Here is a 20,983-nt window from a genome sequence, read left to right on the forward strand (position 1 = left end):
GCCCTTGCCTGCCCTTCTCAGTCCCGGCCGAGTTCGGCGAGCCGCACCAAGGTGTGCAGCACGCGGTTGGCGGGCGTGGGGACGCTGAGCGCCTCGCCACGACGCACGAGGAACCCGTTGAGGTGGTCGATCTCCGTGCGCTTGCCGCGGCTCATGTCCTGCGCGGTCGACGAGAACTGGCCTGGCATCGTCTCCGCGATCTTGCGCACGGCCTGGCGGACATCCCCCACCAGCGTGACGCCATCCGCCGCAGCGACCGCCAGCCCCTCGTCGACGAGCTGGTCCATCACGGCCCAGACGCCCTCCCCTTCACCAGCTCGCCGTAGGGCTGCTGCGCCAGCGCGGACAGCGCGTTGTAGGCGCAATTGATCAGCAGCTTCGACCAGAGCGCGCCGCGCACGTTGTCGGACACCTCGGTGGGCACGCCCGCCGCGACCAGCGCCTGCGCGACGCGGTCGGCGCCAGCCGCCGGCTCGATGACCAGTTCGCCGCGCCCGTGGTGCTTCACATGGCCGGGGCCGGCCATTTCCGTCGCGACGTAGACCACCGCCGCCGAGACCGGTTGCGGCACCGTCCCGCGCAGCCGCTCGGCGTTGTCGACGCCGTTCTGCATCGACAGCAGCAAGGTGTCGGCCCCGATGTGCGGCGCCAGGGCCTGCGCGGCCGACACCGTGTCGGTCGACTTCACGCAGAACAGCACGACCTGCGCGCCGCGCGCGGCGGCGGGCTCGCTGTCGGCGCGCAGGCGGACCTGTTCGTCGAACATCCGCGTTTCCATGCGCAGGCCACGGTCGCGGATCGCCTCCACGTGGCTGGGGCGGCCGATCAACGTCACGTCATGGCCGGCGCGGGCCAGCATGCCGCCGAAGAAGCAGCCCACGGCGCCGGCGCCCATCACGGCAACCTGGAGCGGCGTCTGCGGGACCGGGGTGTCATCGGTGCGGGTCATGGCGTCATCCTCGCGATCAGGGTTCGGGGTGTTGAAAGAAATGAAGGCGGTGGAGGCACGACATGGCCCTGGCCGCCGTCAGGCGCAGACGATCCAGCCTTCGAGCGGATCCATGCCGGCGGGCAGCCCGTGATCGGGCCGTGCATCGGCCCAGGCCGCCTGCATCAGGCACAGCACCGCATCGAGCTTGTCGCCGCTGCCGTCATCGGCGAGTTCGTCCCGCTGTGCGTGGCTGAGCTTCAAGCGCAGGCCCAGGCGGCTGCGGCCCTGCTCGAGCGCCTCGATCAGGTCCTTGCGAGCGATCAGGCGGTCGGGCGTCTGCTTGGCGCGATCGTCGCTCTTGTAGCTGCGCGTGCCGATCAGCTCGCGTGCCAGCAGCCCCGGATAGGCCTCCAGCGCCACGCGCGTCGCGTCGCCGGCGTGCAGCCCCGGCAGATGCACGCCGGCGCGCAACAGGCGCGGCACGCCCGCATGCAGCATGTAGGCGACCGGCGGATTGACCCACTTCATGCTCGGCGACGATCCGGCGGGGCCATCGCAGGCGCGGTGCGCGAACTTGCCGCCGACCGGTCGCGCGTCGCAGAACGCGGCGAAGGTGTCCCGGATCTCCGCCCGCGACAGGCTCGCGTAGTGCGCGATCAGCAACGCCCACTCCGTCGGCCAGCCCAGCGTCTCGATGAGCTCGCGCGGCAGCCCGAACGGCAGGTCGAAACCGCCGAGCCAGGGGCCGGGTTCCGTGAGCCACGCCTCGAAGCCCTCGAGCGACGGGATCCCCACCTGCCGTTCCAGCTTCAGGACGCTCCCTTGCCGGCGACCGAACGCCAGCCGGATCGGCTTGCGGGCGGTCGGCGCGCTGGTGAAGTCGACGCCGACCAGCGCGCGGTCCACCGGTTCCGCGAGCGGGCCCGGGATCGGGATGGGCGGCGCGTCGGCGATGCGGCGGGAGGCGGCCGCCGCTTTCGAGACTTTTGACATGCCTGCGACTGTATCCATCGTCCACTGGGGCCAGTCGCCATTGACGTGCGCTATGCGGCGGCGAATGCTGCGTCATCAAGGTCGACAACATCGACGGAGGAGAGTCCGCCTTGTTCCAACGCGAACTGGCCCGAGCCCTGCATCTGAGCCGCCGCGGTGCCTACCGCGACGCCACCGATGCGCTGGAGCTGTCCCTGGTGGCCGCCGACACCGTCCGCGACCGGGCGCGGGCCTTGATCCTGATCGCCCACAACCTGCCCCGGCAGGGCGACCTGCAGGGCGCGCTGCGGCGTGCGAGCGAGGCCGCGGCCCTGGTCCGGCTGATCGACGGCCCCGACCAGGACGCCTGGACCGCCGAAGCGCTCACCGAGCTCTGCTACGTCTACGCGCAGTTCCAGATGGGCCGGGACGCGATGCAGGCCGGCTGGCAGGCCCTCGCCGCCGCGCGGCGTGCCGAGGATGCGGCGCGCGAAGCCTGGGCGCTGAACCGCCTGGCGGTGTCCTTCGCGGTCTCGGACCAGGTCGAGCAGGCCTGCCAGCACACGCTGCAGGCCCTCGAGATCGCCCAGCAACAGGCGCCGGGCGAGCGCGAGCTCATGCTGTCCTGCCTCAACAACCTGGCCCACTTCTGGCTGCAGGCCCATGCGGAAGCCATCCGGGACGAGGACCGGACGGCGTCCGCCGAGGCGCTCGCGCAGGCCGAGCCCTACGCGGTGCGGGCGGCCACGCTGGTGCGGGAGGAAGGCAACCCCTTCCTGGTCGTCGTGTCGCTGTCCAACCTGGTCGAGCTGCAGCTCGGCACCGGTGCGATCGACGAGGCGCTCCAGATCGCCGATGAATACGAGCGCCTGGCGCAGCGGCACGGCTATGCGGGCATGGTGCTGCAGGCTCGGGCGCAGCGGGCCTTGCTGCAGCTCAAACGCGACGACTCCGCCGGCGCGCAGGACGCGCTGCCGGCGCTGGAGACGCTCCAGGACCTGGTCGGCCAGCAGGCGCCGCAATCGCTGCCCGCGCGCCTGCGCCGGCAGCTGACACTGGCCATCTATCGCGGCTACAAGCTCCGCGGCGACGCGGTGCGCGCACTGGCGGCGCATGAGCAGCTCACGGCGCTGGAGCGCCAATCCGCGCGCAACGCGATGGCGCTGCAGACCGAGGCCATGCTGATCCGGCAGGAATTCCAGCAGGCGCAGGCGCGCGCCGAGCACGCGATGCAGGATGCGCGGCGCGAGCGCGAACGCGCGGACCTTGCGGAACAGGAGCAGCAGCGCCTGCGGCGTCAGGCGACGGAACTGGGACGCATGGCCCATGAAGACGCGCTGACGGGACTCAACAATCGCCGTCACGCGGAATTCGCGCTGCCGCTGCTGCTCGAGCGCGCGCGACAGGAGAACAAGCCGATCTCGCTCGGATTGCTCGACATCGACCACTTCAAGCAGGTCAACGACGCCTTCGGGCATGGCGTCGGCGACCAGGCGCTGCAGAGGGTCGCGCAGGTGCTGCGGCGTCAACTGCGCAGCGCGGACCTGCTGGCGCGGGTCGGCGGCGAGGAATTCATGCTGGTCTTCGTCGGCGTCACGCCCGAGCGCGCGCAAGACATCTGCGAGCGGCTGCGCGCCGCGATCGCCAGCCACGGCTGGGGTGAACTGGTGGCGGACCTGCAAGTCACCGTGTCCATCGGACTCGCCGCGGGCGAACCGCCCGCGAAGCCCGCCCTGCTGGTCGAGACCGCCGACCAGGCGCTCTACGCCGCGAAGCACGCGGGACGCAACCGCGTGCAGTTCATGCCCTGCTGACTCAGTTCAGCTTGAAGACGGCGACCGACTGGGCCAGCGCATCGGCCTGATGCTGCAGGCTCTGCGCTGCCGCGGCGGACTCCTCGACGAGCGCGGCGTTCTGCTGCGTCATCTGGTCCAGCTGCGAGATCGCCGAGCCGATCTGGTTGATGCCGCCGCTCTGCTCGGCAGTCGCGTGGCTGATCTCCGCCACGATGCGCGACACGCGCGAGATCGACTCGGAGATCTCATTGATCGTCTCGCCGGCGCGGCCAACCAGCGCGGCGCCGCTGGACACGCTCTCGCCGCTCGTGGTGATCAGCTGCTTGATCTCCTTCGCGGCCTCGGCGCTGCGCTGCGCCAGCGACCGCACCTCGCTCGCGACGACCGCGAAGCCCCGGCCCTGCTCGCCCGCCCGCGCGGCTTCCACCGCCGCGTTCAGCGCCAGGATGTTGGTCTGGAACGCGATCCCGTCGATGGTGCCGATGATGTCGCCGATGCGGGCCGACGAGGTGCTGATCTTGCCCATCGTCTGCACGACCTCGCCCACCACGCTGACGCCGCGGACGGCGACCTCGGCGGCCTGCTCGGCCAGCGACTTCGCCTCGCCGGCTGACGCCGCGTTGTGCTGCACGCTCGCCGTCAACTGCCCCATCGCCGACGCGGTGGCCTGCAGGTTGGAGGCGGCCTGTTCGGTGCGCTGGCTCAGGTCGTGCGCGCCGGCGGCGACCTCCCGCGACGCGGTCGCGATGCTGTCCGTGGCGCTGCGCACGCCGCTGACGACTTCGCGGATCGAGGCCTGCATGCCCTGCACGCCACGCGCCATCGCGGCGGTCTCATCGGCGCCTTCGGCCTCGACGGGCTGGCTCAGGTCCTTGCGGGCGATGCGTTCGGTCGTGCTCACGGCCTGCGCCAGCGGCACGAGGATGGAGCGGATGTTCAGCACCGTCAGCAACGCGATCAGCGCCACGCCGACCGCCATCACGACGCCCAGCACGCCGCGCACGCTCAGTTCGCGGGTACCCAGGCGTTCCACCTCGTCCTGCCCATGCTGGAGGATGGCCGTCGTCATGTCGCCGACGCCGCTGTCCATCGCCTGCACGGGCGCCTTGATGGCGTCGGTGGATCGGTTGGCCTCGGCGGCATCGACGAAGTCGGCGTTGAGGATGCGCTTGGCGATGTCGTCGACGCCGGCCTTGTACGCCTCCAGCGACTGCTTGAGCTTGGGCGGCAGCGCGCGGATCTCGGGGCTGGCGTCGAGTGTCGCCAGCGTGTCGAGCGAGCGGATCACGCCTGCGTAGGTCTTCTGCCAATCGGCCTGGGCCTGCTTGACGGTGCCGTCGTCGCCGATGTTGATGAGCATGTCCTTCTCGAAGCGGCGCAGGTTGCCGATGCCTGCGCGGACTTCGGAGAGTTGCGTCAGCGCGCCGACGTCCTGCGCGACGTACTGCTGGAAGTCGGACCGTGAACTGCCCATGGCCCAGAGGCCGGCGCCGCCGATGAGCAGGAGGGCGAGGACGGACAGGAGACCCAGACCCAGCAGGCGGGTCCGGATCGTGTAATGGCGCAACGACTGCATGTTTTCCCAACGAGATGGATCGATGGGAAAAGACTAGCAGCCGCCATGCCAGCGCCCGAGGACGCCGTCCTCTAAACCTCGTGCACCGTGGAGTTCTCCCGCACCGATGTCACGAACGAGACCCTCGAGCGCTCACCCGAAGTCCTCCGTAGCAGAACCGCGGGAGTACGACAGTGATCGGGGACGGCAGAGCGCGGGGTCTTGGCGCTTGACGCCAAGGCCCCGCGCTCTGGCGGCCAACGCCCCGACCGTCGAAGTACGGGTATTCAACCGAGCTTGAACACCGCCACCGATTGCGACAGCGCATCGGCCTGATGTTGCAGGCTTTGCGCCGCAGCGGCGGACTCCTCGACGAGCGCCGCGTTCTGCTGCGTCATCTGATCGAGTTGGGAGATGGCCGACCCGATCTGGTTGATGCCGCCGCTCTGCTCGGCGGTGGCGTGGCTGATCTCCGCCACGATGCGCGACACGCGGGTGATCGAATCGGAGATCTCGTTCATCGTCTGCCCGGCGCGTTCGACGAGGGCGGCGCCACTGGAGACGCTTTCCCCGCTGGCGGTGATCAGCTGCTTGATCTCCTTGGCGGCTTCGGCGCTGCGCTGCGCGAGCGTGCGGACCTCTCCGGCGACGACGGCGAAGCCCCTGCCCTGCTCACCGGCGCGCGCGGCTTCCACGGCCGCGTTCAGCGCGAGGATGTTGGTCTGGAACGCGATCCCGTCGATGGTGCCGATGATGTCGCCGATGCGCGCGGAGGACGCGCTGATCTTCCCCATCGTCTGGACGACTTCCCCGACCACGTTGACGCCGCGTCCGGCAGCGCGGGCGGCCTCTTCCGCCAGCGCATTCGCCTGCCGAGCCGAGTCCGCGTTGTGCTGCACGCTCGCGGTGAGCTGCTCCATCGCCGACGCCGTCTCCTCGAGGTTGGACGCCGCCTGCTCGGTGCGGTAGCTGAGATCGTGCGCCCCGGCCGCGACCTCGCGCGACGCCGTCGCGATGCTGTCGGTGGCGCTGCGCACGCCGCTGACCACATTGCGTATCGAGGTCTGCATCCCCTGCACGCCGCGCATCATCGCGGCGGTCTCGTCGGTGCCGAGCACGTCGACGCGTTCGCTCAGGTCCTGGCGGGCGATGCGCTCGGTCGTGCCGACCGCCTGCGCCAGCGGCGTCAGGATCGATGCGATGTTGAAGAAGGTGAAGGTGCCGATCACCAGCGCGCCCACGAGCATCACGCCGCCCAGCGCCATCCGGATGCGCACCTCCTCGGCGTCGATGCGTTGCACCTCCTGGTTGCCGCGGTCCATGATCGCCTTCGTCATCGCGCCGAGCTGCTTGTCCATCTCCCGGACCGGTCCCTTGATCGGTTCGGTCTGCCGGTTGGCCTCGGCGGAATCGACGAACTCCTGCTTCAGGATGCGCGCCACGATGCCGTCGAGTCCGCTGCGGTAGCTGCCCAGCGAGGTCTTCATGGCCGGCGGCATCGACTTGATCTCCGGAAGGATGTCGAGCTGGCCGATCGCGTCCAGGCTCCTGTTGACGCCTTCGAAGGCCTTGCGCCATTCTTCCTGGTAGCGCTTCACCGCGGCATCGTCGCCGATGTTGATCAGCATGTCCTTCTCGTAGCGCCGCAGGTTGCCGACACCGGCGCGGATCTCGGACAACTGCACCAGCGACTCGACATCCTGCCGCACGTAATGCTGGAAATCCTGCTTGGTGCGGGCCATCGCCCACAGCCCGTCGCCGCCGATCAGCAGCAGCGCGAACACCGACAACAGGCCGAGCGCCATGAGGCGCGTCCGGATCGTGAAGTTACGCATGGACCACATGGCATTCCCATCTTTGTAGAAGGAGTGGGAAAAGCCTAGCAGCCGGCGTGCCAGCCGGACACCCTGTGGAAACGGGGGTCAGCGCCAGAGCGCGTTCATCGTCGCGACAAAGTCCTCGCGGCGGGCGGCATCGTCCATGACACGCCGCTGCCCCGCAACGTAGACCGCCGCCCAGGTCGCCCCCTGGCTGGCGAAGACCAGACCGTCCAGCAGCGCCGATTCCGGCACCCCGGCCAGGCCGCTCGCGGCCGTGTCGAGCACCAGGAAGTCCGCGCGCGCGCCCGTCCGCAGGCCCCAGGCGTCCAGGCCCGCCGCTCGCGCGCTGCCCGCGACGCAGGCGTCGAACAGACGTGCCGCCGTCGACGGCTGCCGCCCCGGCCGCGCCGCGACGTTGCGTCGCTGCTGGCCCAGGCGCTGGCCGTACTCCAGCCAGCGCAGCTCCTCGACCCAGCCCCGCGTGACCTGGCTGTCCGACCCGACCGTCAGCGGCACGTCCGCTCCCAGCCAGCCGGGCAGGTCCGCCAGGCCGTCGCCGAGGTTGCCCTCGGTCCCCGGGCAGATCACCACGCCCGCGCCGCTCGCGGCGATGCGCGCGATCTCGTCCGGCGTGCTGTGCGTGGCATGCACCAGGTGCCAGCGCGGATCCAGCCCGTAATCGGCCAGCAGGTCGATCGGCCGCTTGCCGGTGGCCGCGAGGCAGTCGTCGACTTCCTGCTGCTGCTCGGCGACATGCACGTGGATGGGGATGTCCGCGTCACCGACCAGCGCCTGCAGCGCCCGCACGTCCTCGGCGTGCGCCGCACGCAGCGAGTGCACCGCCACGCCGGCGCGCACCAGCGGCAGGCCCGCCGCGTTGATGCGCTGGCAGGCGCGCCAGACCCACCCGGCATCGGTGCGGAAGCGCCGCTGCGTCTCCCGCAGGCCCTTCTGGGTGAAGCCGGCATGCGCGTACAGCACCGGCAGCAGCGTCAGGCCGATGCCCGTCTCCTGCGCGGCTTCGGCCAGGGCCATCGCCATCGCGAGCTCGTCCTCGTACGGCGTTCCGTCCTCGCGGTGGTGCAGGTAGTGGAATTCGCAGACCTGCGTGTAGCCACCGGCCAGCAACTCGGTGTACAGCTGCGCCGCAATGGTCTTCAACTGCGCGGGCGTCACGCGCAGCGCGACGCCGTACATGCGATCGCGCCAGGACCAGAAGTCGTCGCTGTCGCTGTCGCGCTGCTCGGACAGGCCGGCGAAGGCGCGCTGGAAGGCGTGGCTGTGCGCGTCGACGAGCGTCGGCAGAACGGGCCCGTCCAGCCGGACGGCCTCTGCCGATGGCGGTTCTCCAACGACGAATCCGGTCCAGTGGCCATCGGCGCCGACGCGCATCTGCACGTCCGACTGCCAGCGTCCGTCGAGCCACGCCAGGCTTGCGTGGAAAGTCGTCGGGCTCATGCGGCGTTCCGGGTCGGATTGGCCAGCAGGTAGGCCTGCAGCAGAGTCGTCAGCACCGGCCGGACGCTCTCGACACAGGCCGCGTCCAGCTCGTAGCCGGTGAAGCCCATGTCGTTCTCGACCATGTAGCAGCGATAGCACATCTCCAGTTGCACGGCCTGCTGGCCGAGTTCCGGCCGCCCGTACTGGCGCGTGATGTAGCCGCCCTTGAAGCGGCCGTCGACGACCCAGCTGAAGCGGTCCTGCGCCTGCAGCGCGATCTCCATCGCCTGACGCGTGACCTGCTTGCAGGCCTTGCCCTCGACGGTGCCGATGTTCAGGTCGGGCAGTTGGCCCTCGAAGAGCCAGGGCAGCTCGGAACGGATGCTGTGCGCCTCGAACAGCAGCGCGAAGCCGTGTTCCTGGCGCAGCCGTTGCAGCTCGCCTTGCAGCGCCTGGTGGTACGGCGCCCAGTAGGTCTCGATACGGCGCTGCTTTTCTTCGGCGTCGGGCGCGAGGCCGTCCTTGTAGAGCGGCTCGCCGGTGAAGAACCGCGTCGGGCACAGCTCGGTGTTGGACGCGCCGGGGTACATCGGCGTGTCCTCGGGCGGGCGGTTCAGGTCGATCAGGTAGCGCGAGAAACGCGGCACCAGCAGCCCGGCGCCGAGCTGCCCGGCGATCGGCGCGTACAGCGGTTCGAGGTGCCAGTCCGTGTCCTCGCTGCCGAGCGCCCGCTCGACGTAGCGGTGGTGCTGGTCGGCCGGGATCTCGCGGCCCACGTGCGGCATGCTGATCAGCAGCGGGGTGCGGCCGCGCCGCAGTTCAAAGACGTCGTGCTTCATCGCTCGTTCCTCTTGTCTCCAGGAGGCGGCGGCAGGCCCATGCGGCCCGCCGCGGCCCCTCGTTCTTGTCCCGGCCGAGACTCTGTCGCCCGGCCGCTTCAGCCGCGCGGCCGCCCGCCGACGACCGTCTGCCGCAGCGGATTCCGGCCGAACCAGTAGGCCAGCTCGCGCGGATGCGCGGCATCCCAGATGCAGAAATCGGCGCGCTGCCCGGCGGCCAGCCGTCCGCGGTCAGGCAAACCGAGCGCCCGTGCCGCGTTCGTCGTGAGGCCGCGCAGCGCCTCCTCCGGCGTCATCCGGAAGAAGGTGCAGGCCATGTTGAGCATCAGCAGCAGCGACAGTCCTGGCGAGCTGCCCGGGTTGTGATCGGTGGCCAGCGCGATCGGCACGCCGGCGTCGCGCAGCGCCTGGATCGGCGGCAGCTTGGTCTCGCGGAGGAAGTAGAACGCGCCGGGCAGCAGCACCGCCACGGTCCCGGCACGCGCCATCGCGGCGATGCCGGAATCGCTCAGGTATTCGAGGTGGTCGCAGGAGAGCGCATTGAACGCCGCCGCGAGCGCGGCGCCGCCCTGATCGCTCAACTGCTCCGCATGCAGCTTCACCGGCAGACCGAGCGCGCGAGCGGCTTCGAACACGCGGCGGGTCTGGTCGGGCGTGAAGCCGATGCGTTCGCAGAAGGCGTCGACCGCGTCGACCAGTCCCTGCTGGTGCAACTCCGGCAACCACGCGCAGACGGCGTCGACGTACTCGTCCTGACGACCGTCGAATTCGGGCGGCAGCGCATGCGCGCCGAGGTAGGTCGTCCTCACCGTCAGGCCGAGTCCGGAGAGCCGGCGAGCGACGCGCAGGCATTTCGCCTCGTCCGCCAGCGACAGGCCGTAGCCGGACTTCACTTCCAGCGTCGTAAGTCCTTCGGCCATCAGCGCGCGGGCGCGCGGTACCGCCAGCGCATGGAGGTCCTCTTCGCTCGCCGCCCGCGTCGCGGCGACCGTCGAGCGGATGCCGCCGCCAGCGCGCGCGATCTCCTCGTAGGTCGCGCCTTGCAGGCGCAGCTCGAATTCCGCAGAGCGCTCGCCGCCGTAGACCAGATGCGTGTGGCAATCGATGAAGCCCGGCGTCACCAGCAGACCGCCGAGGTCGCGCAGCTCCCCCGCGCTGTCGCGCAGATCGGGCGGCAGCGCCGCCATCGGCCCGACCCAACGCAGTTGTTCGCCCTCGACCAGCAGCGCGCCGTCGCTCACCAGGCCCCAGTCGCGGTCGCCCGCCAGGGTGGTCAGCGTCGCGTTGGCGTACAGCACGCGCCGCGGCGTCGAGGGCTGGTCCGTCATGACTCGCTCCAGATCAGCCACCAGGCCGGACCGTGCTGATCGCCGTCGTCGAAGACGCAGCTCTGCGAGGCCGGCGACTCGCACCAGGCCAGCGTGTGCGGCGCCAGCGGCACCGAGCGGTGGCCGTGGATGATCATCCCGCCTTCCTGCGTGAACAGCCCCAGCCACTGCGCGCCGTGCGGGATCACCGGCCGGTCGGCGGGTTGCACGCGGAACACGCCCGCGTCCCGGCGGTGCATCGCGTTGAAGTCCTGTGTCGGACCGTCGATGAGCACGCAGTTCGGCGCGTCCTCGCCGGCGAACTGCACGATGCCCTCGTTGGGCTTCAGCGCGCGGCCGCGCAGGATCACGCCCCCGCCCGACAGCACGCTGAACCAGCGGTCCACGCCCGGGAAGGTCGAGAACGGCCCGTCGCGGTCGATGTCCGCGATGCTGACGCGGACCTTCCAGTCCGCCACGTGCGGCCAGGCCAGCAACTCGCGCGTCCGCCCTCCCCCGTTGCGCCACGGGGTGGGCGCGACATCATCCGCGGTGATCCTCATCCAGCTCATGTCCGGCAGCTTGTTGGTTTTTGTCGAAGCCCGGGATTTTCGAAGACTCATCCACCGCGTCACGTCACGAAACGTCACATCCGCTCTCCTGCCACAACTGGCGCGCCAACTCGTGAACAGCGTCACGCCTGGAAGCTGCCTTCAAGAAAATATCGGCTGGCTGGATGCACCAGCCGCACCGCCGTCACCGTCCGGCCAAGACTCGACGTCGCGCGCTTCACCACGAGACAGGGCTCGGCGCGCGGCATCCCCAGCAGCTTCGCCTCGAGGGCGCTGGGCATGGCCGCCTCGATCGTATAGCGCGCCTCCGACAGCGGGGCGACTTCGAGGAGGTAATGCGTCGGCGTCACGCGCTCGAAATCCTGGTCCATGTAGGCCGGGGCGCACGCCGGATTGACGAGGCGATCCTCGCACTGGATGGCGACGCCGTTCTCGCGATGCACGATCACGCTGTGAAACAAGATCGCACCGGCGCGCAGACCCAGCATCGCGGCTTGTTCAGCGTTCGCCTTCAAGGACTCCAGCACGTGGACCTCGGCCTCGTGGCGATGGCCGCGCTGGGCGATCTCCTCGTGCACGTCGCGCACCGTCAGCGTCGACGCGATCCGGTGCAGTTGAGCGACGAAGGTGCCCACGCCCTGCACGCGCTCGATCATGCCTTCCTGATGCAGCTCGCGCAGCGCGCGGTTCACCGTCATGCGGCTCACGCCGAAGGTCTCGGTCAGTTCCGCCTCGGACGGCAGGCGCTCGCCCGGACGCCAGCGCCCGCCGGCGATGCCTTCGCGCAGATGCGTCTTCACCTTCAGGTACTGCGGCGCCGGGCCGCCGCCGGCCGCGCTCGATGAGGGGGTCGCCATGGGGCGCGATCCTACTTGACTGTACTTGTATAGACAACCGAGAAAACCGCTCCTATGATCGCGCCCCATCGGACCCCGAAGACCGCGGGCCGGCCCGCCTCGCAGACCAGGAGACATCGATGACGACGAGCCTCAAGACCACCGCTCCCTCCGCCCAGCCGCGCCCGGTGCGCGCGCCCACCGGCACGCAGCTGAGCTGCAAGAACTGGCTGATCGAGGCCGCCTACCGGATGATCCAGAACAACCTGGATCCGGCCGTGGCCGAGAACCCGGATGCGCTGGTGGTCTACGGCGGCATCGGCAAGGCGGCGCGCAACTGGGACTGCTTCGAGCAGATCCTGACATCGCTGAAGAACCTCAACGAGGACGAGACGCTGCTGATCCAGTCGGGCAAGCCGGTCGGCGTCTTCCCGTCGCACGTCGACGCGCCGCGCGTGCTGCTGGCCAACTCCAACCTGGTGCCGGCCTGGGCCAACTGGGAGCACTTCAACGAGCTGGACCGCAAGGGCCTGATGATGTACGGCCAGATGACGGCCGGCTCGTGGATCTACATCGGCTCGCAGGGCATCGTGCAGGGCACCTACGAGACCTTCGCCGAGGCCGGCCGCCAGCACTTCGGCGGCGACATGGTCGGCCGCTGGGTGCTGACCGCGGGCCTGGGCGGCATGGGCGGCGCACAGCCGCTGGCGGCGACCTTCGCCGGCGCCTGCTCGCTGACGATCGAGTGCCAGCAGTCGCGCATCGATTTCCGCCTGAAGACACGCTACGTCGACGAACAGGCGACCGACCTCGACGACGCGCTGGCGCGCATCGCGAAGTACACGGCCGAGAAGAAGGCCGTCTCCATCGCGTTGCTGGGCAACGCGGCGGAAGTCCTGCCCGCGCTGGTCGCCCGGGTGAAGGCCGGCAGCGCGATCAAGCCGGACCTGGTCACCGACCAGACCTCGGCGCACGACCTGATCAACGGCTACCTGCCGGTGGGCTGGAACGTCGAGCAGTGGAAGGCCGCGGCTGCGGACCCCGCCAAGCACGCCGACCTGAAGGCCGCCGCCGCGCGCGGCTGCGCGGTCCATGTGCAGGCGATGCTGGACTTCCAGGCCATGGGCATCGCGACCGTCGACTACGGCAACAACATCCGCCAGGTCGCCTTCGACCGGGGCGTGAAGAACGCCTTCGACTTCCCCGGCTTCGTGCCCGCCTACGTGCGCCCGCAGTTCTGCGAAGGCCGCGGCCCGTTCCGCTGGGTCGCCCTGTCCGGCGATCCGGAGGACATCTACAAGACCGATGCCAAGATCAAGGAGCTCTTCCCGCACCACGCCGGCGTGCACCGCTGGCTGGACATGGCGCGCGAGCGCATCGCCTTCCAGGGCCTGCCGGCGCGCATCTGCTGGCTGGGTCTGGGCGAACGCCACAAGGCCGGCCTCGCCTTCAACGAGATGGTCCGCACCGGCGAGCTGAAGGCGCCCATCGTGATCGGCCGCGACCACCTGGACTCCGGCTCGGTCGCCAGCCCGAACCGCGAGACCGAGGCCATGCAGGACGGCTCGGACGCCGTCTCCGACTGGCCGCTGCTCAACGCGATGCTCAACACCGCCGGCGGCGCGACCTGGGTCTCGCTGCACCACGGCGGCGGCGTGGGCATGGGCTATTCGCAGCACAGCGGCGTGGTCATCGTCTGCGATGGCAGCGAAGCGGCCGACAAGCGCCTCTCCCGCGTGCTGTGGAACGATCCCGGCACCGGCGTCATGCGCCACGCCGACGCCGGCTATGAGCTGGCGCAGCAGACCGCGCAGGAGCGCGGCTTGAAGCTGCCGATGCTGGGCCGCTGAGCCCTCGCTCTCGCCCTTCCCCAGACACCCGAATCAGACTTCGATCCGAGTTCCCATGACGACTTCCCTCGAACTCATTCCCGGCCAGCTCTCGCTGGAGCAGCTGCGCCGCATCCGCGCCGGCGGCGTGTCGCTGGCGCTGCATGCCAACGCCTGGCCGGCGATCCGCCGCGGCGCCGCCGTCGTGCAGGCGGCCGCGGCCGGCGACGACCCGGTCTACGGCGTCAACACCGGCTTCGGCAAGCTCGCGTCCAAGCGCATCGGCAAGGACGAACTGGCCGCCCTGCAGCGCAACCTGATCCGCTCGCACTGCGTCGGCGTCGGCGCGCCGCTGGCGCCGCCGGTCGTGCGGCTGATGCTGGCAATGAAGGCGGCCTCGCTGGCGCGCGGCTTCTCCGGCGTGCGCGAGTCGGTGGTGCAGAGCATCCTCGACGCGTTCAACGCCGGCCTGGTGCCCTACGTGCCGGCGCAGGGCTCGGTGGGCGCCTCGGGCGACCTGGCGCCGCTGTCGCACATGACGCTGGCGCTGATGGGAGAAGGCGAGATGCTGGTCGACGGCCAGCGCAAGCCCGCGCTCGCCGAACTGGAGAAGGCCGGCCTCAAGCCGCTGGTGCTCGAAGCCAAGGAAGGCCTGGCGCTGATCAACGGCACGCAGACCTCCACGGCGCTCGCTCTGGAAGGCCTGCTGCGCTTCGAGACCGTCTACGCCGCCGCCGTCGTCAGCGGCGCGCTGAGCCTGGACGCCGCACGCGGCAGCGACGGTCCCTTCGATCCCCGCATCCATGAGGTGCGCGGCCAGCCCGGCCAGATCGAGACCGCGGCCGCGTACCGCGCACTGCTCGCCGGCAGCCCGATCCGCCAGTCGCATCGCGACGGCGACGATCGCGTGCAGGATCCCTACTGCCTGCGCTGCCAGCCGCAGGTCATGGGCGCCTGCCTGGACCAGTCGCGCTACGTGCGCGACGTGCTGCTGCGCGAGGCCAACGCGGTGACGGACAACCCGCTCGTGTTCGCGCCGGAAAACGGCCCGGCCGCGATGGTCAGCGGCGGCAACTTCCACGCCGAGCCGGTGGCCCTCGCCGCCGACGCGCTGGCCTGCGCGATCGCCGAAGTCGGCGCGATCGCCGAGCGCCGCATCGCGATGCTGATCGACACCGGCGTCTCGCGCCTGCCCGCGTTCCTGACCGAGAACGCCGGCCTCAACTCCGGCTTCATGATCGCGCACGTCACCGCCGCGGCGCTGGCCAGCGAGAACAAGTCGCTGGCGCATCCGGCGAGCGTCGACAGCCTGCCGACCTCCGCCAATCAGGAGGACCATGTCTCGATGGCCACCTTCGGGGCGCGCCGCCTGGGCCCGATGCTCGACAACACCGCGCACATCGTCGCGATCGAGCTGCTGGCCGCCGCGCAGGGCATCGAGTTCCTGCGCCCGCTGCGCAGTTCCGCGCCGCTGGAGGACGTGCACGCGCTGCTGCGGGAGCGCTGCCCGGCGATGTCCACCGACCACTACCTGGCGCCGGACATCGAGCGCGCCTTCGTGCTGGTCAACGACGACGGCCCGCGCGGCCCGGCCGCGCTGCTGCGCGCGCGCACGGAGATGGTCGTGCTCGACTAACATCCGGGACATCGGCGGGCGTGGCCCGCCATTTCCGCGCGAGCCCCGCATGCCCCACACCGCCTCGACGGCGCGCACTCCGCGCGCCGTTCGCGTTTCCGCCCTCCCCGCGCCGGAACGCGCATCGCCCCAGCTTGTGCGCTTTGTGGTCGGCCTGTTGCTGCTGATCGCGGCGATGCTCGTCGCGCCGCACGCCTTCGCCGCAACCAAGGTCGTGTTCGACATCGACATGCGCGAGGAGATCGCCGGCGGCCGTTTCGATCCGACCAAGGACGTCGTCGGCGTGCGCGGCGGCGCGGCGCCGCTGAACTGGGGACGCTCGGTGGTCGCACCGGCGGCGGGCCTGGGCCGAGAGGGCTGGTACAGCGTGTCCGTCCTCTTCGAGCGCATTCCGCCCGGCGGCAACGTGCCCTACAAGTTCCACGTCGAGCATCCCGGCCAGAACGATCCCGAGGGCGACTGGGAGAACGGCTCCAACCGATCGCTGGAACTGGTGTCCGACGAGGTGCGCGTCACGCGCGCCTTCAACGCGCCGGGCGCTCCGATCTCGCTGAGCCGTGCCGGCACGATCGAGCGGCTGGCGCCGCTGCCGGGCAACTTCGTCGCCCAACGCCCGGTGCAGGTCTGGCTGCCGCCGAACTATGAGCGCGACACCGACCGCCGTTATCCGGTGCTCTACCTGCACGACGGCCAGAACGTCTTCGACGCCGCTGCGGCGGGCGCCGAGTGGCAGGTCGACGAGACCGCGCAGCGTCTGGTCGTCGACGGCCAGATCCAGCCGCTGATCATCGTGGCGGTCAACAACACCTCGCGCCGCATCGACGAATACACCGCGACGGCGATGAAATACGAGGGCAACACGCGCGGCGGTCTCGCGCCCGCCTACGCGCGCTACCTGATCGAGCAGCTCAAGCCCTCGATCGACGCGCGCTACCGCACGCTGCCGGATGCGGCGCACACGGCAGTCGGCGGATCCTCGCTCGGCGGCATCGCGAGCCTGTGGCTGGCCATGCATCACAGCGACGTGTTCGGCGCGGCGCTGGTGATCTCCCCGTCGCTGTGGTGGGACAACGAATTCCCGATCCGCGACGTGGCCCGCACGCCGCTGCCGATGAGCGTGGACCGGCCGCGCCTGTGGCTGGACATGGGCACCGAGGAAGGCCCGCAGGCGGTCGCCCAGCTGCGGCAACTGCGCGCGCAACTGTTTGCGCGCGGCTGGCAACGCACGACCTTGAACTACGTCGAGGTCCCCGGCGGGACACACGACGAGGCCAGTTGGGCCGCCCGTTTCGGCGACATGCTCCGTTTCCTGGACCGGCAGGTCTGGAACCCCGACGGCCGCAAGGAGCCCGCCGTGGGCCAGGATCCGTTCCCGACCTCGTTCGTGCCCGACATCTTCAAGCCACGGCGTCCCACGCAGTGGTGAGGGCCTGCGTCCCCGCGATCGATCAATACCGCCCGGTCGCCCCCGCCACGCGCAGGTAGACGTAGGCGACCCACGCGACCAGCGCGCGCCCTAGAAAGCCGCGAATCCCGCGCCCGGCCGTCTGCTCGACGCGATGGGACATCGCCACGGCTGCGTCGAACTCCCGCGCGACGTCGCCGGCGAACGCCGCATCGCGCACGACGACGTTGGCTTCCAGGTTGAGCAGCAGCGACAGCGGATCGATGTTGGAGCTGCCGATGGTGGCCCAGTCGTTGTCGACCACGCAGATCTTGGCGTGGAGGAACGCCGGCGTGTATTCGTAGATCTGCACGCCGTGGCCGAGCAGCTCGTCGTAGAGCGCGTGCGCGGCCAGCGCGGCGATCTTGTAGTCGACCTTGCCCTGGAGCAGCAGCCGCACCTGGACGCCGCGCTGGGCGGCGTCCTTCAGCGCGCGACGGAAGCGCTGCCCCGGATAGAAGTAGGGCGTGATCAGGTCGACACGCGCGGTCGCGGCGCGGATCGCGTCGACGTAGGCCCGTTCGATGGTGCGGCGCTGGCGCAGGTTGTCGCGCAGCACGAAGGCCGCGCGCACCGGCGGCAGGCGGTCGGGGTCGCGACGGCGGTGCTCCCCGCGCGGCATCCGGATGCGCCGCATCAGGCGCTTCGCGCGCCGCGCCGGCGAGGCGCTGCGGATCATCGCCCGCATCTCGTCGCCGAAGTCGTGGCCCAGCCACGCCCGGGTCCACACCGCGCGCGCCGCCTGCTCGATGGCCCGCACCGCCGGCCCGCCGACGCTGACGGCGAAGTCCAGCCGCGGCATCTCGGTGCGTCCGTGGTGCAGGTCCACGCGATCGTCGATCACGTTGATGCCGCCCACGAAGCCCACACGGCCGTCGACCACGCACAGCTTCTGGTGCAGCCGTCGCAACTGCCCGGGATGCAGCCAGTTCCACCACCGGTCGATCGGACGGAACACCGCCAGCGCGACCGGCGCGCCCTCGAGCTGCGCCCGCAGCCAGGCCAGGCTGCCCTTGGAGCCGAAGCCATCGACCACCACCCTCACCCGCACGCCGCGTTGCGCCGCGCGCTTCAAGGCGTCGACGGTCGCGGCGCCGGCTTCGTCGTCGTGGAAGATGTAGGTCGCCAGCCAGACCTCGTGTTCCGCGTGATCGATCGCCTCGATCTGCGCCGGGAACAGCGCGTCGCCGCCGCACAGCAGCCGCACCGCGTTGCCGCCGGTGAAGCTGGGTTGGGACCCGAGGGTCCACGGGAAGAGGGGCTCCTGCGTCCGCTTCAAGTCAGCACGAGCTCGGCGAGCAGCGGCAGGTGGTCGGACATGCGCGCCCACGCCGGACCGCGCGGCACCTTCATGTCGACGCAGCGCAGGCCGCGCGTGTAGATGCGGTCCAGCGCGAACACCGGCACCCGCGACGGGAAGGTCGGCAGCGAGCGCTTGGCGCCGGGCAGCATGGCCCGGCTCAGGCCGGTCGTGCGCATGGACTCTTCCAGCCGCTCGCCCCAGTCGTTGAAGTCACCGGCCACGACCAGCGGCGCGCCGTGCGGCACATGGTCCTCGATGAAGGCCGCCAGCTTCTGGATCTGCCGCACCCGGCTGCCGTGGATCAGTCCCAGGTGAGCGACCACCGCATGCACCTCGGTGCCCTGCCAGCGCACCGGCACGTGCAGCAGGCCGCGCTGCTCGAAGCGGTGGTCCGAGACGTCGTGATGGCCGATGTCGCCCAGCGGATACCGCGACAGCAACGCGTTGCCATGCTCGCCGTGGCGCGTGACCGCGTTGGTCCGGTAGGCCACCTCGTAGCCTTCCGGCGCGAGGAACTCCGCCTGGCCCTGCTCCGGCCAGCCGAACCAGCTGCGGTCGAACTGGCGCGCCTCGCGGTGGTGGAACAGCCGGACCTCCTGCAGAAAGACCAGGTCCGCGTCCAGCGCCTGCACGCCCATGCCGAGGTTGTGGATCTCCAGGCGCTTGCCCAGGCCCATGCCGCGCACGCCCTTGTGGATGTTGTAGGTCGCGACACGCAGGCGTCCGACGCTGTCGGCCGGCGAGGTGTCCGTGGTCGCCGAATTGGCCAGGGCCGCGTGGCGCGGCGTTCGGCGGATCATGGGGCGGCCCTTTCAGCGCGGGCCCGCTGGGCGGGCAACTGGAGGATGGCTTCCGCGTTGGACGGCGAGAAGCACAGGTCCGCCGCCTCGCGCCACGGCAGCCAGCGGAAATCGAGGTGCTCGCGCGGTGCCAGCGTCACCGCGGTGCCCGCGGGCACCGTCAGGCCGAAGACGTGTTCGGTGTTGCGCGTCACGCCCGGCGCGTAGCGATGACGCCAGACCGGGTAGATGTCATAGACGTTGGAGAGCTGCCAGTCGACCAGCGCCCCGGGGGCCAGGTCTTGCGCGCGGATGCCGGTCTCCTCGAGCACCTCGCGCCGCGCGGTGTCGCTGAGCAACTCCTCGGGCGTGTCCTTGGAACCGGTCACGCACTGCCAGAAGCCGGGCCGGTCGGCGCGTTCCAGCATCAGCACGTCCAGCGCCTCGGTGTGGATCACGACCAGCACGGATTCGGGGATCTTGTAGGCACGCGCAGCCGTTTCGGCGGAGGCCGTTTGGGCGGCTGCCGGGAGCGGGGCGGCGACGGGGGCGAGGGGCACTTCGCTCATAGCGGGCAAGCATATCCCAGGGTCATGGCACGGCCGGCGTGTGCCGGGTCCGGCACGCCGTCGACATGGACTCCCACACACCCGACAAACACCGGACATGCAGGGGCGCATCGCGGCGTCCGACACGCCGCCCGACCGCGCGGGCAATGCTTGTTCACAGTCGTCGAACAACGGCGTCGGCAGATGTGCGGCAGGAAATATAGAAAGTTTGTAGAGCCGGCGGACGCCGCCGGTCATGAGGGCATCCGCCGTGCCTCCCCCGGAAGAATGGCCTCCATCGCAATCGACACCCAGGAGGGGTCATGACCACCGTCAACACCACGCCCGGCGCCGCCGCTCCGCTGGTCGCGTCCCGTCAACTCGTGAACCGCCCCAGCGGCAGCTTCGAGATCAATGCCCGCGAGTACGGCACCGTCGCCGCCGGCGCGATCGGGTTGGCCCAGGCCGCCTACCAGGGCGGCGAGAACGCCGTCAGCACCGTCGTCCATTGGAGCGAGGAAGGCTTGCAGGCGCTCGAGGACGGCGCCAAAGACCTGGGCCACGCGATCTCGACCGGCCTGTCCGAGGTCAAGGAGCTGGCCGGCGACGTGAAGGACGCGGTCGCCAGCGGCACCAGCACGGTGATGAAGGAGGCCGGCGACATCGGCAGCACCGTGGGCGGCTACCTGGCCGCAGGCGCGGTCGCCGGCAAGGCGCTGATCGACGAGATCCTCTGACCATGCGCGCCGACCTCGCCCGCGCAGCCCCCTCGTCCTTGCCCGCGCCTTCAGCGTCAGACTCGGGCTCGTGGTCGGCGCGGGCAGCCTGCTGCCGCTGGGCGGCTGCTCGCTGCTGAGTCCGCTGCCCAGCCTCGAACTGGCCAAGGCCACGGCCGGCATGGCGACGGTGGCGATCGGCCAGGGGCCGACGCACGCGACGCAGACGGTGTTCCACGACGCGGCGCTGCCGGATCGCGTCTGCATCGAATACAACCGCTCGCTCGCGCTGCCCGAGTTCGTGCCGGCGCTGATCGCGGAACTGCGCGAGCACGAGGTCCAGGCCCGCGTCTTCGAAGCCGGCGTGCGTCCCGGCGACGAGGCCTGTCCCGCCTGGGTGCACTACCAGGGCCTGCAGCAGTGGGACAAGCCGCCGCTGTCGGAACAGATGCGCCCCTACCTGTCGCAGGCGACGCTCAGCCTGCATGACGCGGGCGGCCGGCTGATGGCCGCCAGCAGCTACCGCGGCGACGACGCGACACTGGGCCTGGGCAAGTGGGCCACCACGCGCAACAAGCTCGCGCCGGTGGTGCGGGCGCTGCTGACGGGTGACGAGGGCTGAGCCCGGCGCCGTCCACCGGGGCGGTGTCCGGGACACCG

17 protein-coding genes and 1 pseudogene are annotated in these 20,983 nt (G+C 70.5%); 6 read left to right on the forward strand and 12 right to left on the reverse strand.

Going from position 1 to position 20,983, the window contains the following annotated elements; translation table 11 throughout:
- Positions 1–17: 17 nt before the first annotated feature.
- Positions 18–949, reverse strand: a pseudogene (locus ACQ859_RS26230) (ketopantoate reductase family protein).
- A 78-nt stretch (positions 950–1,027) separates the two neighbouring features.
- On the reverse strand, positions 1,028–1,924 hold the full coding sequence (locus ACQ859_RS26235) for a DUF429 domain-containing protein (RefSeq protein ID WP_431263425.1): 897 nt from the start codon (positions 1,922–1,924) through the stop codon (positions 1,028–1,030).
- A 110-nt stretch (positions 1,925–2,034) separates the two neighbouring features.
- On the opposite strand from ACQ859_RS26235, the gene ACQ859_RS26240 reads away from it, so the two are divergent.
- Positions 2,035–3,717 carry a diguanylate cyclase gene (locus ACQ859_RS26240; RefSeq protein ID WP_431263426.1) on the forward strand — a complete coding sequence of 561 codons (1,683 nt, stop codon included), beginning with the start codon at positions 2,035–2,037 and terminating at the stop codon, positions 3,715–3,717.
- Between the two features lies 1 nt (position 3,718).
- Here ACQ859_RS26240 and ACQ859_RS26245 read toward each other — a convergent pair whose 3' ends face one another.
- From ACQ859_RS26245 to hutC, 7 genes are all read right to left on the reverse strand, one after another.
- Positions 3,719–5,275, reverse strand: coding sequence for a methyl-accepting chemotaxis protein (locus tag ACQ859_RS26245; protein WP_431263427.1), 1,557 nt, complete (start codon positions 5,273–5,275; stop codon positions 3,719–3,721).
- 266 nt (positions 5,276–5,541) lie between these two features.
- Positions 5,542–7,098: a methyl-accepting chemotaxis protein gene (locus ACQ859_RS26250; RefSeq protein WP_431263428.1), complete on the reverse strand. Its 1,557-nt coding sequence runs from the start codon at positions 7,096–7,098 to the stop codon at positions 5,542–5,544.
- A gap of 78 nt (positions 7,099–7,176) precedes the next feature.
- Positions 7,177–8,532 (reverse strand): formimidoylglutamate deiminase, encoded by a 1,356-nt coding sequence (gene hutF / locus ACQ859_RS26255; protein ID WP_431263429.1) that lies wholly within the window; start codon positions 8,530–8,532, stop codon positions 7,177–7,179.
- Positions 8,529–9,353: an N-formylglutamate deformylase gene (gene hutG / locus ACQ859_RS26260; RefSeq protein ID WP_431263430.1), complete on the reverse strand. Its 825-nt coding sequence runs from the start codon at positions 9,351–9,353 to the stop codon at positions 8,529–8,531. Before hutG ends, hutF begins: the two co-directional genes overlap by 4 nt.
- Before the next feature lie 98 nt (positions 9,354–9,451).
- Entirely contained in the window at positions 9,452–10,681 is a 1,230-nt protein-coding gene (hutI, locus tag ACQ859_RS26265; protein WP_431263431.1) for an imidazolonepropionase, read from the reverse strand.
- Complete coding sequence (locus tag ACQ859_RS26270; protein WP_431260959.1) at positions 10,678–11,232, reverse strand: HutD/Ves family protein; 555 nt, start codon at positions 11,230–11,232, stop codon at positions 10,678–10,680. The genes hutI and ACQ859_RS26270 overlap by 4 nt, the downstream gene beginning before the upstream one ends.
- A 122-nt stretch (positions 11,233–11,354) precedes the next feature.
- Positions 11,355–12,089, reverse strand: coding sequence for a histidine utilization repressor (gene hutC / locus ACQ859_RS26275; RefSeq protein ID WP_431263432.1), 735 nt, complete (start codon positions 12,087–12,089; stop codon positions 11,355–11,357).
- Positions 12,090–12,208: 119 nt separating this feature from the next.
- Between hutC and hutU the strand changes: the two genes are divergently transcribed.
- The 3 genes from hutU (at position 12,209) to ACQ859_RS26290 (ending at position 16,959) form a co-directional block, all read left to right on the forward strand.
- Positions 12,209–13,918, forward strand: a complete 1,710-nt coding sequence (hutU, locus tag ACQ859_RS26280; RefSeq protein ID WP_431263433.1) for a urocanate hydratase — start codon at positions 12,209–12,211, stop codon at positions 13,916–13,918.
- 55 nt (positions 13,919–13,973) lie between these two features.
- A complete protein-coding gene (hutH, locus tag ACQ859_RS26285) occupies positions 13,974–15,533 on the forward strand; it encodes a histidine ammonia-lyase (protein WP_431263434.1) in 1,560 nt (519 codons plus the stop codon).
- A gap of 136 nt (positions 15,534–15,669) precedes the next feature.
- Complete coding sequence (locus ACQ859_RS26290) at positions 15,670–16,959, forward strand: alpha/beta hydrolase (RefSeq protein WP_431263435.1); 1,290 nt, start codon at positions 15,670–15,672, stop codon at positions 16,957–16,959.
- A 22-nt stretch (positions 16,960–16,981) separates the two neighbouring features.
- Here the strand turns inward: ACQ859_RS26290 and clsB are convergent, their stop codons facing one another.
- From clsB to nudB, 3 genes are all read right to left on the reverse strand, one after another.
- Entirely contained in the window at positions 16,982–18,256 is a 1,275-nt protein-coding gene (clsB, locus tag ACQ859_RS26295) for a cardiolipin synthase ClsB (RefSeq protein WP_431263436.1), read from the reverse strand.
- Positions 18,253–18,957 carry an endonuclease/exonuclease/phosphatase family protein gene (locus ACQ859_RS26300; RefSeq protein WP_231993309.1) on the reverse strand — a complete coding sequence of 235 codons (705 nt, stop codon included), beginning with the start codon at positions 18,955–18,957 and terminating at the stop codon, positions 18,253–18,255. The genes clsB and ACQ859_RS26300 overlap by 4 nt, the downstream gene beginning before the upstream one ends.
- A 119-nt stretch (positions 18,958–19,076) precedes the next feature.
- Positions 19,077–19,628: a dihydroneopterin triphosphate diphosphatase gene (gene nudB, locus ACQ859_RS26305; RefSeq protein WP_431263437.1), complete on the reverse strand. Its 552-nt coding sequence runs from the start codon at positions 19,626–19,628 to the stop codon at positions 19,077–19,079.
- Between the two features lie 302 nt (positions 19,629–19,930).
- Here nudB and ACQ859_RS26310 point away from each other — a divergent pair, with 302 nt between their 5' ends.
- Positions 19,931–20,344, forward strand: coding sequence for a hypothetical protein (locus ACQ859_RS26310; RefSeq protein ID WP_431263438.1), 414 nt, complete (start codon positions 19,931–19,933; stop codon positions 20,342–20,344).
- 70 nt (positions 20,345–20,414) lie between these two features.
- On the forward strand, positions 20,415–20,945 hold the full coding sequence (locus ACQ859_RS26315) for a cell division protein FtsI (protein ID WP_431263439.1): 531 nt from the start codon (positions 20,415–20,417) through the stop codon (positions 20,943–20,945).
- The last annotated feature ends 38 nt before the right edge of the window (positions 20,946–20,983 follow it).

The sequence above is a fragment of the Roseateles chitinivorans genome (genome assembly GCF_050632235.1).
Taxonomy (GTDB): domain Bacteria; phylum Pseudomonadota; class Gammaproteobacteria; order Burkholderiales; family Burkholderiaceae_C; genus Roseateles; species Roseateles chitinivorans_A.

Coding starts and splice junctions, on each gene's coding strand:
- hutU (WP_431263433.1), top strand. CDS start 12,209: ATGACGACGAGCCTCAAGACCACCGCTCCCTCCGCCCAGCCGCGCCCG.
- ACQ859_RS26245 (WP_431263427.1), bottom strand. CDS start 5,275: ATGCAGTCGTTGCGCCATTACACGATCCGGACCCGCCTGCTGGGTCTG.
- ACQ859_RS26235 (WP_431263425.1), bottom strand. CDS start 1,924: ATGTCAAAAGTCTCGAAAGCGGCGGCCGCCTCCCGCCGCATCGCCGAC.
- ACQ859_RS26270 (WP_431260959.1), bottom strand. CDS start 11,232: ATGAGCTGGATGAGGATCACCGCGGATGATGTCGCGCCCACCCCGTGG.
- ACQ859_RS26310 (WP_431263438.1), top strand. CDS start 19,931: ATGACCACCGTCAACACCACGCCCGGCGCCGCCGCTCCGCTGGTCGCG.
- hutF (WP_431263429.1), bottom strand. CDS start 8,532: ATGAGCCCGACGACTTTCCACGCAAGCCTGGCGTGGCTCGACGGACGC.
- ACQ859_RS26250 (WP_431263428.1), bottom strand. CDS start 7,098: ATGTGGTCCATGCGTAACTTCACGATCCGGACGCGCCTCATGGCGCTC.
- ACQ859_RS26300 (WP_231993309.1), bottom strand. CDS start 18,957: ATGGGCCTGGGCAAGCGCCTGGAGATCCACAACCTCGGCATGGGCGTG.
- hutI (WP_431263431.1), bottom strand. CDS start 10,681: ATGACGGACCAGCCCTCGACGCCGCGGCGCGTGCTGTACGCCAACGCG.
- hutG (WP_431263430.1), bottom strand. CDS start 9,353: ATGAAGCACGACGTCTTTGAACTGCGGCGCGGCCGCACCCCGCTGCTG.
- nudB (WP_431263437.1), bottom strand. CDS start 19,628: ATGAGCGAAGTGCCCCTCGCCCCCGTCGCCGCCCCGCTCCCGGCAGCC.
- hutC (WP_431263432.1), bottom strand. CDS start 12,089: ATGGCGACCCCCTCATCGAGCGCGGCCGGCGGCGGCCCGGCGCCGCAG.
- hutH (WP_431263434.1), top strand. CDS start 13,974: ATGACGACTTCCCTCGAACTCATTCCCGGCCAGCTCTCGCTGGAGCAG.